Origin of the sequence: Streptomyces sp. CG 926, from assembly GCF_003148825.1 — a bacterium.
Lineage (GTDB): Bacteria > Actinomycetota > Actinomycetes > Streptomycetales > Streptomycetaceae > Streptomyces.
The window spans coordinates 283,444-298,206 of record NZ_QGGZ01000002.1 but is presented as its reverse complement, the minus strand read 5'-3'; the positions used below and the strand labels follow the sequence as shown (position 1 = coordinate 298,206).

The following is a 14,763-nucleotide window of genomic DNA, read 5'->3' as shown; positions in this document are numbered from 1 at the left end:
CGTCACGGCAAGACGGCCACGGTCGCGCCTCGTCCTGCGGGGACCCTCCTCCGTGTCCCCGCCCCACGGCAGGGCTACGACAGCGACGGCCCGAGGGGCGGGGGGACGGGGTGGGGTGTCCCCGCAGGACGAGCGCACAACCCCGCCCCACAGCCGAGACAAACCAGTAAGGCGCGAGCCGAGGAGACACCCCACCCCGTCCCCCCGCCCCGACCCCCACTGACATACCGACCCGCCATCCCAGCCCCGCCGGCGATTGAGGCGCAGGGCCCGGCGCAGCCCGACCCGCACCGCACAGGCACCGGCCCGCCAAATCCAGCCCCGCCGGCGATCGAGGCGCGGGGGCCGGGGCAGCCCGAGCCGCACCGCACAGGCACCGGCTCGCCGGCGATCGAGGCGGAGCCGTGGGATACGGCCCGCACCGCAGGGACGCCGGGCGATATGTGACGCTTGGGCCGTGCGCATCCTCGTGGTCGAAGACGAAGAAGGCCTCGCCGAATCCCTGCGGCGCGGCCTCTCCGCCGACGGCCACCACGTCGAGGTCGCCCACGACGGCCACCGCGGCCTCGACCTCGCCCTGGCCGGCGGCCCGTACGACGTCGTCCTGCTCGACCTGATGCTCCCGGGTCCCAGCGGCCACGCGATCTGCACCCGCATGCGCGCCCACGGCGACACCACCCCGGTCCTCATGCTCACCGCCCGCGACGGCGAGCAGGACGAGGCGGAGGGTCTGGACTCCGGCGCCGACGACTACCTCACCAAGCCGTTCTCCTTCATGGTCCTGGCCGCCCGGATCCGGGCGCTGGCCCGTCGCGCCGGCACCCCCGACCGCGGCACCCTGCAGGCCGGCGACCTCGTCCTGGACCCGCAGGGCCGCCGCTGCCGTCGCGGCGACCGGGACATCGAGCTCACAGCCCGCGAACTGGGCGTGCTCGCCTGCCTGATGGAACAGCCCGGCCGGGCGGTCGCCAAGCAGGACATCCTGGACGAGGTCTGGGACACCCCCCACGGCATCGACCCGAACATCGTCGAGGTGTACGTCTCCTCGCTGCGCAAGAAGATCGACGCCCCCTTCGGCCGCCGCTCGATCCGCACCGTCCACGGCACCGGCTACCGGATGGCCCCCGACGGTGGTTAGCGGTATCCGGGCGCGCACCGCCGCGGCCGCCGCGCTGGCGATGGCCGCCGTCCTCGCCGGCGGCGGGCTGTGGCTGCACGCACTGCTGCGGGCCAACCTCCTCGACAACACCACCGGTCGCGCCGAACTCGCCGCCCGCAAGGTCGCCGCGCAGCTCGACAACCGGACTCTGCCGCCCGGCGGACGGCTGCCCGTGCCCGAGAGCGGGGTGGACCTGGTCCTCGTACAGGACGCGGCCGGACGGACGGTCGCCAGTACCGGCGACCCGAAGCTCACCCCCGACCTGGCCGGCGCCCCGCGCCCCGGCCCCGGAGCGGACTCCCGGTCGGCCGTGCTCCCGCCCGCGCGCCCCGGCGGGGAACGGCGCGCGGTGGTCGTCGTCGAGGCGCCGGGCGCGCACACCGTGTACGCGATGACCGTGCTCGGCGACGTGGACGACGCGACCGGGGCCGTGGCGATCGGACTGCTGGCGGGCGCGCCTCCCTTGATCGGCTTCGCCGCGGCCCTGGCCTGGTGGGTCACCGGCCGCGCGCTGCGTCCGGTGAGCGCGATCCGTTGCGAACTGGCCGCGGTCACCGCGAGCGAGCTGGACCGGCGGGTTCCGGACCCGGGTGGGGCGGACGAGATCGCCCGGCTGGCCCGGACCGTGAACGACACCCTCGACCGGTTGGAGCGTTCCGACGCCCGGCAGCGGCAGTTCACCGCGGATGCCTCGCACGAGTTGCGCAACCCGCTGGCCGCCGTCCGGTCCCGGTTGGAGGTGGCTCTGGCGATGGACCGCCCCGACCGGGAATCGGTCGCGGCCGCGCTGGCCGACACCGAGCGGCTGCAGGCGATCGCGGCGGACCTGCTGCTGCTGGCCCGCCTCGACGGCGGACCGGCGTCGGCTCCCCGGAGCGAGCCGGTGGACCTGGCCCTGCTGGCCGCGGAGGACGCCTCGCGCCGGGGTGGCCCGCGCATCGCGCTACGGCTGGACGCGCGGGCGCCCGTACCGGCCTCCGGGGACCCGGCGCGGCTGGAGCGGGCGTTGGCCAACCTGGTGGACAACGCCCTGCGGTACGCCCGCGCGGAGGTCGTCGTACGGGCGGCGGAACACGACGGTTGGGCGGTGCTGGAGGTCACGGACGACGGCCCGGGCATCCCGGAGGCGGACCGGGACCGGGTCTTCGAGCGGTTCGTACGGCTGGACGCGGACCGCAGCCGAGCCGGCGGCGGTACCGGGCTGGGCCTGGCCATCGCCCGGGAGATCGCGCGGGCGCACGGGGGCGACGTACACGCGCTGCCGGCGCCCGCCGGGGGCGCGCGGCTGGTGCTGCGCATCCCGTAGCGCCTGGCCGGGGCCCGGCCGGTGCGCGGGCCGTGCACTCAGGAATCCTTCAGCGCTCCTCCCCCAGCATCGACTGGCATGAGCGCGCACCGGAGGAAGCCGACGACCCGATCCCGCCGCCACCCGTCCCACCGCCGGCGACCGGGCCGCACGTTGCTGGTCACCGGCTGCGCGCTGGTGGCCCTGGCCGGGGGCGGCGGCTGGTACCTGTACCGCGACCTCGCCGCCGGCATCGGCAGCTCCAAGGCCCTCGAAGGCGCGGAGAAGTCGAAGTTCGGCGACAGCAACATCCTGCTCATGGGTCTGGACAGCCGCCGGGACCAGAACGGCGAGAAGCTGCCGGCCGAGGTCCTCGACAAGCTGCACGCCGGCAGCTCGGACATCGGCGGCTACAACGCGAACACCCTGATCCTGCTGCACGTGCCCGGGGACGGCGGCCGGGCGACGGCCTTCTCGGTGCCGCGCGACGACTTCGTCGACATACCCGGCCACGGGAAGGACAAGATCAAGAAGGCGTACGGGCTGGCGAAGGAGAAGAAGCAGGAGCAGCTCGCCGCGCGGGGGGTCGAGGACGGCCGGGAACTGGAGCAGGAGGGCCGGGAAGCGGGGCGCGCGGCGCAGATCGAGACGGTGCGGAACTTCCTGGGGGTCCCGATCGATCACTTCGCCGAGCTGAATCTGGCCGGTTTCTACCACCTGGCGGACGCGTTGGGCGGCGTACCCGTGTGCCTGAACAAGGCGGTGAAGGACACGTACTCGGGCGCCGATTTCCCGGCGGGCCCGCAGACGCTCGACGGCCGGCAGTCACTCGCCTTCGTACGGCAGCGGCACGGCCTGGACCGGGGCGACCTGGACCGGACCAAGCGGCAGCAGGCCTTTCTCGCGGGCGCGACGAAGAAGCTGAACTCGGCCGGGACCTTCACCGATCCGGCGAAGCTGATCAAGCTGATCGACGTCGCGAAACAGGACGTGGTGACGGACGAGGGATGGGATCTGACGGCGTTCGTGAAGCAGGCGAAGAACCTGTCCGGCGGAAGGGTGCGCTTCACGACCCTTCCTGTCGAGCGCTTCGGAAGGAACTATGGGGAGGACATCAACGTCGTAGATGATATGAAGATAAAGCGCCTCATTGCCGAGCAGATCGGACCCATGGCTTCCGCCGCCCCCGGCACACAGGGCGCCACATCCTCACCCGAGGCGGCACCCCCGCCGTCACCCTCGCCATCCGCCCCCCAGGACGGTGGCGGCATCCCGTGCGTGGACTGAAGCCACTGACGTCGGCGGTCGCCCGGCGGCGCACCGAGGCGCTGCTCCTGGTCTTCGTCATCGCCATCGCCGTCCTCGGCCACGCCTGTGCGGGCCTCGCCATGAACGGCGAGCTGCCACCCAAATTCATCGACTTCGCCATCAGCATGACCCTGCTGTCGCTGGTGGGGCACCTGGGCATACGCCGCTTCGCGGCCTACGCGGACCCGCTGATCTTCCCGCTCGCCATGCTGCTGACCGGCCTCGGGCTGGTGCTGCTGCACCGTCTCGACCAGAGCTACATCGAGCGCTGGAACTCGGACGCGAACGCCCCCGGCCAGCTGATGTGGACGGTGGTCGGGGTCGCCGCCTGCCTGCTGGTGCTGGCGCTGCTGCGCGACCACCGGCTGCTGCAGCGGTTCATCTACATCACCATGGCCGTCGCGTTGGTGCTGCTGATCGCTCCCGCCTTCTTCGGCGCGGACACCTACGGCGCGAAGCGCTGGATCAAACTCTTCGGCTTCTCGCTCCAGCCGGGCGAGTTCGTGAAGATCATGATCGCGATCTTCTTCGCCGGGTACCTGGTCGTCCACCGCGACTCGCTGGCCCTGACGGGCCGCAGGTTCCTGGGCATGCGGCTGCCCCCGATGCGTCAGCTCGGCCCGATCGTCACGGTGTGGATCGTCTCGATGCTGGTGCTGGTCTTCGAGCGCGACCTCGGCACCTCGCTGATCTTCTTCGGGGTGTTCGTGGTGATGCTGTACGTCGCCACCGAACGCACCAGCTGGATCGTCTGCGGCCTGCTCATGGCCTCGGTGGGCGCCTTCGTGGTCGGCTCGACGGAGCCGCACGTCAAGGCGCGCGTGGCCGCGTGGCTCAACCCGCTGTCGTACTACTGGAAGAACCGGCCGGAGGGAGTCACCTCGGACCAGTCGGCGCAGGCCCTGTTCAGCTTCGGCACGGGCGGCATCTCCGGCACGGGCCTGGGCGTGGGCCACCCCGAGCTGATCGCGTTCGCCGGGCGCAGCGACTTCATCCTGACGACGGTGGGCGAGGAGCTGGGCCTGGCCGGGGTGATGGCCGTACTGATCCTCTACGCGCTCCTCGTGCAGCGGGGGCTGCGGATGGCCCTCGCGGCCCGCGACCCGTTCGGGAAGCTGCTCGCGGTGGGCCTGGCGGCGGCGCTGGCCCTGCAGGTCTTCGTGGTGGCGGGCGGCGTCACCGGCCTCATCCCCCTGACGGGCAAGGCCTTGCCCTTCCTGGCCAAGGGCGGCTCGTCCCTCCTGGCCAACTGGATGATGATCGCGCTGCTCCTACGCATCAGCGACAGCGCGGAACGCCAACGCGAGGCGGACACCCACGGCCCGGCGGAAACGACGATCACGCCGCTGCCGACGCCGACACCGGACGGAGACAGCTCCGGCGTACGAGAGCCACTGGGGCGGTAGCCGCGGCCGCCGGCGGGCTTCCCGTCAGCCCCATCGTTCCTCCGGGGTGGGGGGACAAGAGACAGGGACGGGGCGGTCGGAGAGGGCCCGACCCGGTCGGGCAGGGGGGACGATCCCGAGACGAGACCCATCCCGACCCAGCCCCGGGTCGGGCGAGGCGCACCCCATCGCTACCCGCTCCGCACGTCCCAGCGTCCGACGCCCGTCAGAACTCTGGCGACGCGACCCCTCTCAGGCAGGCTCCACATTGGCAACCGAGGTAGCGAACTCCCGGCCGGAGGCGGCACGGATGTAGGCAAGCTCCATCCAGCGCTCCACGCCTGCGCTTGAGACGTTCTCATTGACCACGGCCATCAACTCACCCTCGACCCCCGAGGCGATGTCCCTGACACGCCGGCGCAGGAGTCGGTGCGGCAGGTACTCGTACCGATCACTCATCCGCCACCTCGCGCAAGGTGACGAGGAAGCGCTCCCACCCGACCAGCGCCCGCTCCAAGAGATCCGAACTGGGCTCACCGACGCCCGCCGCCCTGACCAACGGGGCGTCATCAGCATCGATGCCGGACACATACGGCATACCGATCACCCTCACTTGCGAGACCACCACCGAGCAGCCTCTCTAGAGATGCATTCAGTACAACCGATTCGGGCGCGACCCGCCAACAGATCTCTAGAGATGTAACCGGAAGAGGTCGTGGCCCAGGTTCGTGCGGTGGCACATCTCTGCCCCTAGGGTGTCTAGAGAGGAGAGGAAGTGAGCGGTTTACATGACCAGCCAGGGCGGCACCCGTCAGCCGAAGTACCAGCGGATCGCTGATGCGCTGAGGACGGCTATCCAAACGGGCGAATACGGCCCGGGTGATCGGCTGCCCGGTGAGAACGACCTCATGTCCACTTACGAGGTCGCCCGGATGACCGCGCGCCAAGCCCTCGGCGTTCTGCAGAACGAGGGTCTCGCAGAGGCACGGAAGGGTGCGGGTGTCTTCGTGCGGGCGTTCAAGCCCTTGCGTCGACGCGGCATCGAGCGGCTTGCGCGCGAGCAGTGGGGCGCGGGCCGGTCGATCTGGTCCGACGAGTCCGAGGAGCGGGAGCTGGTCGTCGATCAGATCGACGTGCGCGAGGAGGAGGCGGACGGCCGCGTATGCGACGCGCTCGACGTTCCCGCAGGGACTCGGGTGTGGGCACGCAGTCGCCGCTTCGTGCTGGACGGGAAACCGGTCCTGTCGGCGACGTCGTACCTGCCGTCCGACATCGTCGCGGACTCGGCCGTCACACAGGTCGACACCGGTCCCGGTGGGACGTACGCGCGGCTGGCCGAGCTGGGCTTCGCGCCCGTGCATTTCCGGGAGGAGATCCGGTCCCGGATGCCCTCGGCCGACGAGGCGGAAAGGCTCTCGCTCGCCATGGGTACGCCTGTCATCCACATCATCCGCACCGCGTTCGCCCAAGGTGGGCGGGTCGTGGAGGTCAACGAGATGACGCTGGACTCCGCCTCCTACGTGCTGGAGTACGACTTCGACGCCTAGAAGGGCGGACCGTCGCTGTAGCCGATCGGCTGCAGTGGCGGGGCCTGGGGGCGGGGTGTCCGGAGCAGGGACACCGCTTCCTCGATGCGGCCCAGTTCCACCAGGAGCGGGCCGAGGACCCCGGCGTGCTCCAGGCGGTCCGTGTCCAGGAGGGCCACGGCATCCTCCGGGCGTCCCGCCTCGGCCAAGAGGCGGGCCAGGCTTTCCGGCGCGTACGGGCCTCCGCCCTCGGGGTGGGACTCGGCGTCCGCGATCGCCTCGTCGAGCCGGCCGCAGGCGGCCATGAGCGGCGCCCGCAGCCGGTGGATCTCCCACTCCTCCCGGCCCCGCCGGGCCTTGAGCGCGTCGAGGTGGGCGAGGCCCTCCTCGGCGCGGCCCTCGGCGGCGAACAGCTCGCAGAGGGGGTCGACGATCCAGTCCTCGGCGCTGTCCAGCGCACGCATGACCTCGATGGCCTCGGCTCCCCGCCCGTGCCGGGCCAGGAGCTCCGACAGCAGGATCGACGTGTGGCAGCGGTCTTCGTCCCCGTGCATGCGGTACGCGTCGACCGCGCCCGCCACGTCGCCGCGCTCCTCCAGCACCTCCGCCAGCCGCCGGGCGGCTTCCCACGGGCTCCCGCCGGCCACGTACGCGCGCAGCTCGTCGAGCCGGTCGTGCCGGACCAGTAGGTCGGCGAGCGCGTCACGGTTGTTGACGACGACGCGGTCGTACGAGTGCAGCACCGCGATCGCCTCGTCCGTACGGCCCTGCTTCTCCCGTACGGACGCCAGCAGGTTCGCCGCGTCGAACGGTTCCGTGGACCGTGTGCCGCACTCCTGGTCCCCGCAGCGCACGCACACGTTCCCCGGGGCCAGGCGGGCCTCCAGCAGCTCCGCGACCTCGTCGCCGCGCCCCAGACCGACGCCCACGTCGACGAGCGCCTCGGCGATGAGCCAGTCGGTGACATGCGGCACGAGCAGCTCGTACGCCTCCTCGCCCCGCCCGTGGCGGGCCAGCAGAAGGGCCAGGTCCCGCTGGGCGAACCGCTCCCCGTCCCGCGCGAACGGGCGGACGAGGGCGATGGCATCCTCGCCCCGGCCCCCCGCGTCCAGCAGCCGCGCGGCCTCTTCGGCAGCCGGCCACCAGCCGGTACCGACGTACGGGTGCAGTACCTCGAGGGCCTCGTCCAAGTCGCCGCGCTCGACGAGCAGCCGCGCCCATGCGCGGGCGCAGAACCAGTCGCCGTCCTCCGCCAGGGCCAGCCCGCGCACCACGTCGATGTGCCCGAGGGCGAGGAGCCGGTCGACGAGGTCGGGTGGCACGCACTCGTCGTGCCAGGTGGTCCTGCGGTGGAGTACGGCGGCGTCCATGGCCGCACCGTAGCGGGCCCCCGTTCGCGCGACCGGACGAGGTCCCTTCCGGTGACATCCGGGCGGCGCGCGAGCCACGTGCCTGCCGGGCCGGGTAAGCCGTCCTCGCGACGACGAACCCGAGCAGCGTTGAGGAGATCGACCATGTACGCAGCAGTCCGGCGGTACGAAGGCGTGACCGACCCGGCCGAGGCCGGGCGCATCGTCGACGAGGGGTTCGTGGCGCTCATGCGCGAGGTCCCCGGATTCGTGGCGTACTACTGGGTCGACGCCGGAGGCGGGGTGATGGTGTCCACCAGCGTCTTCCGGGACCGTGCGGGCGCCGACGAGTCGATCGAGCGGGCTGCGCACTTCGTACGCGACAACCTGGCCCGGTACCTGCCCAACCCGCCGCAGGTGACAGCCGGCGAGGTCGTCGCCTCCGCCTGACCTCCCACCACGCGCCCTGAACAGGTGAGCCCAGGACGGTCGTCGGATGCTGGGACTTCCCCCGACCCCGGCCCGTGGCTGTCCTGGCCTCGTCCGGGGGATCGCCCCCACCGGGGCCGGTCCGAGACCGACGGGAAGCCCCGTACCCGTCACGTCCCTGATGCCGCTCCGGTGGATCCCGACACCCGAGCCCCGCCCTACAGGTAGTCCTCCAGGCGCCCGATGCGGTAGCCCTGTTCCTGGATGCGCTGGAGCATGCGGGTCGTCATCTGGATCTCCGTCGCGCCCTTGAGTTCGGACGGGCCGCGGAAGTGGGCCAGGATGATGTCGCCCGGCTTGAGGGTGGAGCCCGCGGCGTACTGGAAGTTGTTGATCTGCATCGAGACCCGCCACAGCACCAGGGACGAGACTCCGCACTCCGAGGCCGCCCGGAGGGTGTCGTCGTTGTAGTTGCCGAAGGGCGGGCGGAACAGCGGCGGGCGCTTGCCGAAGCGCTTCTCCAGGCGTTCCTGCTGGCCGCATATCTCCTTCTTCTGCCCCTCGAAGGAGAGGGTCCGCAGATTCGGGTGCGTCAGCGTGTGGTTGTTTATCGTGCTCGCCGAACCGTTGTCGCGGATCTTCTCGAAGTATCCGTAGTCCGCCGAGGCGATGTTGTCCGTGAGGAACATGCTGATCGGCAGCTTGAGGTCGGCCACCATCTTCAGGAACTCGGGGTCCTTCTCCGCGCCGTCGTCGAAGGTCAGGAAGACGACCTTGTCGTCGGCCGGGACGGGTATTCGGTCCACCACCGGGACCTTGCCCGGCCCGGCCTTGGGGATCTGCGGTTTCTGGGCCGGCGGGGGCGCGTACTGGAGGGGGGCCGTCAGGCCCCACTTCTTGTACGCCTCGTCCGAGGCGCCCCCCGGGGCCGGAGTCGGCGACGCCGTCGACGGCGTGGCGCCACCGGCCTCCGGTGTCGGCTGCGCCGTCTTGGCAGCCAGTCGTTCGGTGGGGTCCGCGCTGTCCCCGCACCCCGTCAGGGACAGCGCGAGCGCGCCGGCCGCCAGCGTTCCGGCTACCAACCGGCGCGCGTGCTTCACAGATAGTCCTCCAGGCGGGCCACGGCGTATCCCTTGTCCGTGACGGTCTTCATGACATGACGGATCATGTCAGGCATCGTGCCCTTCCAGTCCTCCTTGCCCCGGAAGTGCGTGAGGATGATGTCACCGGGGTGCAGATCGCGGTCCCATTCCCGGTAGTCCATCCGGTTGGTGAACGCCTCCGCGTTCCACAGCGGGACCGCCTTGATGCCGCAGGACTTCGCCGCGCGCAGCGTGTCCTGGTTGTAGTTGCCGTACGGCGGCCGGAAGAGGGTCGGCCGCTTGCCGAACTGCTTCTGGATGGTGTCCTGCTGGCCGCAGATCTCCTCGCGCTGCTGCTCGTAGGACAGACCGGGCATGTAGCGGTGGTTGAGCGTGTGGTTGTTCAGGGTGACGCCCGCGTCCTGCATCTTCTTGAAGTACGGGTAGTTGTCCCGTACGACGTAGTCGCTGAGGAAGGCCGTGTACGGGATCTTCAGCTCCTGCATCATCTTCAGGAACTCGGGGTCCTTCTCCGAGCCGTCGTCGATCGTCAGGAAGACGACCTTGTCCTCGGTCGGGACGGTGGTGAAGACGTTCGGGTACTCCTCCTGGTCCTCCACCTCGAAGCCGTCGCGCGTGTGGATCTCCGGCTTCTCCTTCGGTGCCGGCGGGGCGGCGAGCGGGGTCTTGCGCAGTCCCCACTTCTTGGCCGCGACGACGCGCGCCTGCTGGGCCGCCTTGGCCTTCTCGGCGGCGCTGAGCGCACCCGCGGCGCCCGCCTCGGCGGCCTTGGCCGCCTTCTCCTTCGCGGCCTTGTCCGGTCCGGCGTCCCCGGAGCCGCACGCCGTACCGAGGGCGGCGACGAGCAGGGCCGCCACGGCCACCCCGAACCGGCCGCGCGGACCTGCCGCGTACCGGTGACCCTGTTGCGACTTATTTCCCTTTTGTCGTACTAGCTGCATAGCAGCGCATCCTGGCACCCGACACACGGCCTCCCCGGAAGACACCGCGAACGCGGTCACACCTTCCTTCGACTGGCCCACACGAGGTCGGGCCCGGCCGGGTCCGACCCGTCGCCGACAATGGACCCGTGACCCCCGAAGACTTCGCCGCCCTCCTCACCCCCGAGGGCCGCGCCCTCCTCGACTCGCTCCGCGCGTACGACCCCTCCCAGGAGCTGGCCGTCGCCACCCGGCTGCGCCGCGAGCACCCCGCCGCGCTCGTCTCCGCCGCGCTCGGGCAGGCCCGACTGCGGCAGCGCGCGGTGGCGAAGTTCGGGGCCGAGGACGCCTTCCGGATGTACTTCACGCCCGGCGGCGGGGAGATGGCCACCCGCGCGTCCGTGGCCTCGTACCGGGCCGAGCGGCTCGCCGCCCTCGGCGTACGCAGCCTCGCGGACCTGTGCTGCGGCATCGGCGGGGACGCCCTCGCGCTGGCCCGGCTCGGCATCCGGGTGCTCGCGGTGGACCACGACCCGCTCACCGTCGCCGTCGCGCGGGCCAACGCCGAGGCGCTGGGGCTGGCGGACCTGATCGAGGTCCGGGAGGCGGATGTGACGGAGGTGGACACCGCCGGCTACGACGCGGTCTTCATCGACCCGGCGCGGCGCGGGGGGCGCGGGCGGATCTTCGACCCGGAGTCGTACTCACCGCCGCTGTCGTGGGCGGTGGAGACGGCCCGGGCGGCGAAGTACGCCGCCGTCAAGATCGCGCCCGGGATCCCGCACGAGGCCGTGCCCGCGGAGGCCGAGGCCGAGTGGATCTCCGACCAGGGGGACGTCAAGGAGGCCGTGCTCTGGTTCGGGACCGCGCCGGGGACCGTGCGCGCCACCCTGCTCCCCGGGCCGCGCGCGCTGCACACCGCCGATCCGCTGCCCGATCCGGCGGCCGGACCGGTGGGCCGCTGGCTCTACGAGCCCGACGGCGCCGTCATCCGCGCCCATCTGGTCGCCGAGGTCGCCGAGCAGCTGGACGGCCGGCTGATCGACCCGACCATCGCCTACATCACCGCCGACGAGCTGCGCGCGACGCCGTACGCGACGGCATACGAGATCACCGATGTGCTGCCCTTCGGCCTGAAGAAGCTGAAGGCGCTGCTGCGCGAGCGCGGTGTCGGGATCCTGACCGTGAAGAAGCGCGGCTCGGCGATCGAGCCCGAGGAACTGCGCAAGAAGGTCAAGCCGCAGGGCCCGAACTCCGCGACCGTCTTCCTGACCCGGGTGGCGGGGGCCCCGTCGATGCTGATCGGCGCGCCGACCGTACCGCCTGCCGTGCCGCCTGCCGTGCCGCCTGCGGCGACGCTCGACCGGTGAGGTGCGGGTCCGGCGCTACGAGCCGAACCCGCGGGCCGCGCGTCACGCGCCGGGGCAGCAGGCCGAGCGCTACGAACCCTGACCGCAGGCCGAGCGCTACGAACCCTGGCCGCGGGCCGGGCGTTGCGGGCCTCGGCCGTGGGGGCCGCGCTACGAGCCGGGGCCGCGCGCCTGGCGCTCCGCTTCGGACCCGCGACGTGCTGTGCGGGCCGGAACTGAACCCCACCGACACCGCGTAGCGGGGGTCAGCGCCCGTCGACCTCCACCGACTCGAAGCGCCAGCGGTGCACCGCTCGGGTGATCAGGTCTGCGGCGGGTTCCGGCAGCTCGGGGAGGTCGGCCGCGACGCCCTCGGCGGCCTCCCACCAGGTGATCACGAGGACCCGGTCCTGCGGGGCCCGGAACACCTCGCGGCGCACCGGCTCCCGGGCGAGGACCTGGGCACGGGCCCACTCCAACAGCTCGTTGCCCCGGCCGTCGGCGGCCCGGGCCTCCCACATCAGCGCGACGGTGCTCACGAGTACAGGTTGTCCTTGCTCAGTTCGTGCACGTGGTCGTGATCGTGACTGTGGCTGTGCCCATGCCCGTGGCCGTGGTCCTCGTGCGCGGTACCCGGCACGTGCGGGTCGGTCACCGGCAGCGAGGAGTCCGCCGACAGGTCCCAGTCCGAGGCGGGCCGGTTCCGCTTGACCATCTCCGCGCCCAGGGCCGCGACCATCGCGCCGTTGTCCGTGCACAGCTTCGGCCGCGGCACCCGCAGGATGATCCCCGCGGCGTCGCACCGCTCCTGCGCCAGCGAGCGCAGCCGGGAGTTGGCCGCCACGCCGCCGCCGATCATCAGGTGGTCGACGCCCTCGTCCTTGCACGCCCGGATCGCCTTGCGGGTCAGGACGTCCACCACGGCCTCCTGGAAGGACGCCGCCACATCGCGCACCGGAACCTCCTCGCCCGCCTTCCGCTTCGCCTCGATCCAGCGGGCGACGGCCGTCTTGAGCCCGGAGAAGGAGAAGTCGTAGGCGGCGTCGCGCGGGCCCGTCAGCCCGCGCGGGAAGTTGATCGCCTTGGGGTCGCCCTCGCGTGCGAGCCGGTCGATGACCGGGCCGCCGGGGAAGCCCAGCTGGAGCACGCGCGCGATCTTGTCGAAGGCCTCGCCCGCCGCGTCGTCGATGGTCGCGCCGAGCGGCCGTACGTCGGAGGTGATGTCCGGGGCCAGCAGCAGCGAGGAGTGCCCGCCGGAGACCAGCAGGGCCATCGTCGGCTCCGGCAGCGGCCCGTGCTCCAGCTGGTCCACGCAGATGTGCGAGGCCAGGTGGTTCACGCCGTACAGCGGCTTGCCGAGCGCGTACGCGTACGCCTTGGCCGCCGAGACGCCCACCAGCAGCGCGCCGGCGAGGCCCGGGCCGGCCGTGACCGCGATGCCGTCGAGGTCGCGGGCGCTGACGCCGGCTTCCTTCAGGGCGCGCTGGATGGTCGGGACCATCGCCTCCAGGTGGGCCCGCGAGGCCACCTCGGGCACGACGCCGCCGAAGCGGGCGTGCTCGTCGACGCTCGACGCGATCGCGTCCGCGAGCAGGGTGGTGCCGCGGACGACGCCGACGCCGGTCTCGTCGCAGGAGGTCTCGATGCCGAGGACGAGCGGTTCGTCAGCCATTGCTCTCACTGCTCTCAGTTCGTGCTTGTGCGGGGTCGGTCAGTCGCATGACGAGCGCGTCGACGTTGCCGGGCTGGTAGTAGCCGCGCCGGAAGCCGATGGGCTCGAAGCCGAAGCGCTCGTAGAGCTTCTGGGCGCGGGTGTTGTCCACCCGCACCTCCAGCAGCACCTCGGCGCACTCGAACGCGGTGGCGGCGCGCAGCAGGTCGGTCAGGAGCCGGGCGCCGAGCCCGGTCCCCCACTGGTCGCGGGCGGCCGCGATGGTCTGTACGTCGGCCAGGTCACCGGCGGCGGCCAGTCCGGCGTAGCCCACGAGCCGGCCCGCCGCGTCCTCGGCGACGATGTAGCGGCGCGTGGCCCGGGGGCCGCGGGCGTGGGCGAGCTCGGACCAGAACATCCCTGCGGACCAGGCGTCCTCGGGGAACAGCTCGTGCTCCAGTTCCAGCACGGGCCCGATGTCCCACCAGCGCATCTCGCGCAGGGTGTGGGGGGTCGCCGGGATCACTGCGGGGTGACCACCTTGTAGTTCTTCGGCACCTGGGCGTCGGGCCGGCGCAGGTAGAGCGGGGTCGGAGGCAGGCCCTCACCATTTTCGAACGCCAGGCCCGCCGCCAGTCGTTCCGCGGCCAGCGAGGCCATGGCCGCGGCCGACTGGTGCTCGGGGTGCCGGGCGTCCGTGAAGACCTCGGGGTAGAGGAGCGCGCCTTGGCCCACGGCGGGCAGGCCCGCGACCTGCTCGGCGATGTCGGCCGGGCGGTCCACGGCGGGCTCGCCGACGCGCGTGCGCGGGTCCTCGTACCGGGCCCAGTAGACCTCCTTGCGCCGCGCGTCGGTGGCGACGGTGAAGGGGCCCTCGATGCCGGCGGCCCCGGCGGCGTACGCGAGGCCGTCGAGCGTGCACAGGCCGTACACGGGCACGCCCAGCACGGCGGCGAAGGTGGAGGCGGTGACGAGGCCGACGCGCAGCCCGGTGTAGGGGCCGGGGCCGACACCGACGACGACGCCGGTGACGGCTTCGAGCGTGAGCCCGGCCTCGGCGAGGACCTTGTCCACGGAGGGCAGCAGGAGCTCCCCGTGGCGGCGGGCGTCGACCTGGTTCGACTCGGCGACGACGGACTCACCGTCGTGCAGGGCGACGGTGACGGCGGGCGTGGCGGTATCTACGGCGAGCAAGAGCACGCGAACAGCCTACGACTCCGGGGGCCGCACCCCTTGCGGCCGGTCTGGGAGCAGGGCGGCTGCTACCTTTCGACGGGGTACCTGACGTGGTATCGGTCG

General features: G+C 72.1%; 16 protein-coding genes. 7 read left to right on the top strand and 9 right to left on the bottom strand.

The annotated features are described in order from the left end of the window. Nucleotides 1-457 precede the first annotated feature (457 nt). The 4 genes from BCL76_RS06485 to BCL76_RS06470 all read left to right on the top strand — a co-directional run bounded on the left by BCL76_RS06485 (nucleotide 458) and on the right by BCL76_RS06470 (nucleotide 5,158). A complete protein-coding gene (locus BCL76_RS06485; protein WP_109778554.1) occupies nucleotides 458-1,138 on the top strand; it encodes a response regulator transcription factor in 681 nt (226 codons plus the stop codon). Beyond that, complete coding sequence (locus BCL76_RS06480; protein WP_109778553.1) at nucleotides 1,131-2,465, top strand: sensor histidine kinase; 1,335 nt, start codon at nucleotides 1,131-1,133, stop codon at nucleotides 2,463-2,465. Before BCL76_RS06485 ends, BCL76_RS06480 begins: the two co-directional genes overlap by 8 nt. Before the next feature lie 78 nt (nucleotides 2,466-2,543). After that, nucleotides 2,544-3,731, top strand: a complete 1,188-nt coding sequence (locus BCL76_RS06475; RefSeq protein WP_109778552.1) for an LCP family protein — start codon at nucleotides 2,544-2,546, stop codon at nucleotides 3,729-3,731. Beyond that, nucleotides 3,719-5,158, top strand: a complete 1,440-nt coding sequence (locus BCL76_RS06470; RefSeq protein ID WP_109778551.1) for an FtsW/RodA/SpoVE family cell cycle protein — start codon at nucleotides 3,719-3,721, stop codon at nucleotides 5,156-5,158. Before BCL76_RS06475 ends, BCL76_RS06470 begins: the two co-directional genes overlap by 13 nt. 231 nt (nucleotides 5,159-5,389) lie before the next feature. Here the strand turns inward: BCL76_RS06470 and BCL76_RS06465 are convergent, their stop codons facing one another. Continuing rightward, a complete protein-coding gene (locus BCL76_RS06465; RefSeq protein WP_109778550.1) occupies nucleotides 5,390-5,596 on the bottom strand; it encodes a hypothetical protein in 207 nt (68 codons plus the stop codon). Further along, nucleotides 5,589-5,735: a hypothetical protein gene (locus BCL76_RS38830; RefSeq protein WP_181382455.1), complete on the bottom strand. Its 147-nt coding sequence runs from the start codon at nucleotides 5,733-5,735 to the stop codon at nucleotides 5,589-5,591. The genes BCL76_RS06465 and BCL76_RS38830 overlap by 8 nt, the downstream gene beginning before the upstream one ends. A gap of 190 nt (nucleotides 5,736-5,925) precedes the next feature. Here BCL76_RS38830 and BCL76_RS06460 point away from each other — a divergent pair, with 190 nt between their 5' ends. Next, nucleotides 5,926-6,684 carry a GntR family transcriptional regulator gene (locus BCL76_RS06460; protein WP_109778549.1) on the top strand — a complete coding sequence of 253 codons (759 nt, stop codon included), beginning with the start codon at nucleotides 5,926-5,928 and terminating at the stop codon, nucleotides 6,682-6,684. Here the strand turns inward: BCL76_RS06460 and BCL76_RS06455 are convergent. Beyond that, a complete protein-coding gene (locus tag BCL76_RS06455; RefSeq protein ID WP_109778548.1) occupies nucleotides 6,681-8,033 on the bottom strand; it encodes a tetratricopeptide repeat protein in 1,353 nt (450 codons plus the stop codon). The two genes, BCL76_RS06460 and BCL76_RS06455, sit on opposite strands and share 4 nt — an antisense overlap. A 144-nt stretch (nucleotides 8,034-8,177) precedes the next feature. Between BCL76_RS06455 and BCL76_RS06450 the strand changes: the two genes are divergently transcribed. Next, a complete protein-coding gene (locus BCL76_RS06450) occupies nucleotides 8,178-8,462 on the top strand; it encodes a hypothetical protein (RefSeq protein WP_109778547.1) in 285 nt (94 codons plus the stop codon). 197 nt (nucleotides 8,463-8,659) lie between these two features. Here the strand turns inward: BCL76_RS06450 and BCL76_RS06445 are convergent, their stop codons facing one another. Continuing rightward, nucleotides 8,660-9,541 (bottom strand): polysaccharide deacetylase family protein, encoded by an 882-nt coding sequence (locus BCL76_RS06445; protein WP_258309375.1) that lies wholly within the window; start codon nucleotides 9,539-9,541, stop codon nucleotides 8,660-8,662. Then, complete coding sequence (locus BCL76_RS06440; RefSeq protein ID WP_030767366.1) at nucleotides 9,538-10,407, bottom strand: polysaccharide deacetylase family protein; 870 nt, start codon at nucleotides 10,405-10,407, stop codon at nucleotides 9,538-9,540. Before BCL76_RS06440 ends, BCL76_RS06445 begins: the two co-directional genes overlap by 4 nt. Nucleotides 10,408-10,613: 206 nt before the next feature. On the opposite strand from BCL76_RS06440, the gene BCL76_RS06435 reads away from it, so the two are divergent. Beyond that, complete coding sequence (locus BCL76_RS06435) at nucleotides 10,614-11,834, top strand: class I SAM-dependent methyltransferase (protein ID WP_109778546.1); 1,221 nt, start codon at nucleotides 10,614-10,616, stop codon at nucleotides 11,832-11,834. Nucleotides 11,835-12,079: 245 nt separating this feature from the next. Here the strand turns inward: BCL76_RS06435 and BCL76_RS06430 are convergent, their stop codons facing one another. The 4 genes from BCL76_RS06430 to tsaB are packed head-to-tail and all read right to left on the bottom strand — an operon-like array spanning nucleotide 12,080 to nucleotide 14,664. Next, nucleotides 12,080-12,352, bottom strand: coding sequence for a hypothetical protein (locus BCL76_RS06430; protein WP_258309374.1), 273 nt, complete (start codon nucleotides 12,350-12,352; stop codon nucleotides 12,080-12,082). Further along, nucleotides 12,349-13,485 (bottom strand): tRNA (adenosine(37)-N6)-threonylcarbamoyltransferase complex transferase subunit TsaD, encoded by a 1,137-nt coding sequence (gene tsaD / locus BCL76_RS06425; RefSeq protein WP_109778545.1) that lies wholly within the window; start codon nucleotides 13,483-13,485, stop codon nucleotides 12,349-12,351. Before tsaD ends, BCL76_RS06430 begins: the two co-directional genes overlap by 4 nt. After that, nucleotides 13,478-13,957, bottom strand: coding sequence for a ribosomal protein S18-alanine N-acetyltransferase (rimI, locus tag BCL76_RS06420; RefSeq protein WP_109778878.1), 480 nt, complete (start codon nucleotides 13,955-13,957; stop codon nucleotides 13,478-13,480). The genes tsaD and rimI overlap by 8 nt, the downstream gene beginning before the upstream one ends. 29 nt (nucleotides 13,958-13,986) lie before the next feature. Then, a complete protein-coding gene (gene tsaB, locus BCL76_RS06415) occupies nucleotides 13,987-14,664 on the bottom strand; it encodes a tRNA (adenosine(37)-N6)-threonylcarbamoyltransferase complex dimerization subunit type 1 TsaB (RefSeq protein WP_109778544.1) in 678 nt (225 codons plus the stop codon). Nucleotides 14,665-14,763: the final 99 nt, after the last annotated feature.

What these genes read in the sequence shown, in the direction of transcription:
- BCL76_RS06475 (WP_109778552.1), top strand. Translation starts at nt 2,544, where the DNA reads ATGAGCGCGCACCGGAGGAAGCCGACGACCCGATCCCGCCGCCACCCG.
- BCL76_RS06465 (WP_109778550.1), bottom strand. Translation starts at nt 5,596, where the DNA reads ATGAGTGATCGGTACGAGTACCTGCCGCACCGACTCCTGCGCCGGCGT.
- BCL76_RS38830 (WP_181382455.1), bottom strand. Translation starts at nt 5,735, where the DNA reads ATGCCGTATGTGTCCGGCATCGATGCTGATGACGCCCCGTTGGTCAGG.
- BCL76_RS06460 (WP_109778549.1), top strand. Translation starts at nt 5,926, where the DNA reads ATGACCAGCCAGGGCGGCACCCGTCAGCCGAAGTACCAGCGGATCGCT.
- BCL76_RS06455 (WP_109778548.1), bottom strand. Translation starts at nt 8,033, where the DNA reads ATGGACGCCGCCGTACTCCACCGCAGGACCACCTGGCACGACGAGTGC.
- BCL76_RS06450 (WP_109778547.1), top strand. Translation starts at nt 8,178, where the DNA reads ATGTACGCAGCAGTCCGGCGGTACGAAGGCGTGACCGACCCGGCCGAG.
- tsaD (WP_109778545.1), bottom strand. Translation starts at nt 13,485, where the DNA reads ATGGCTGACGAACCGCTCGTCCTCGGCATCGAGACCTCCTGCGACGAG.
- rimI (WP_109778878.1), bottom strand. Translation starts at nt 13,957, where the DNA reads ATGCGCTGGTGGGACATCGGGCCCGTGCTGGAACTGGAGCACGAGCTG.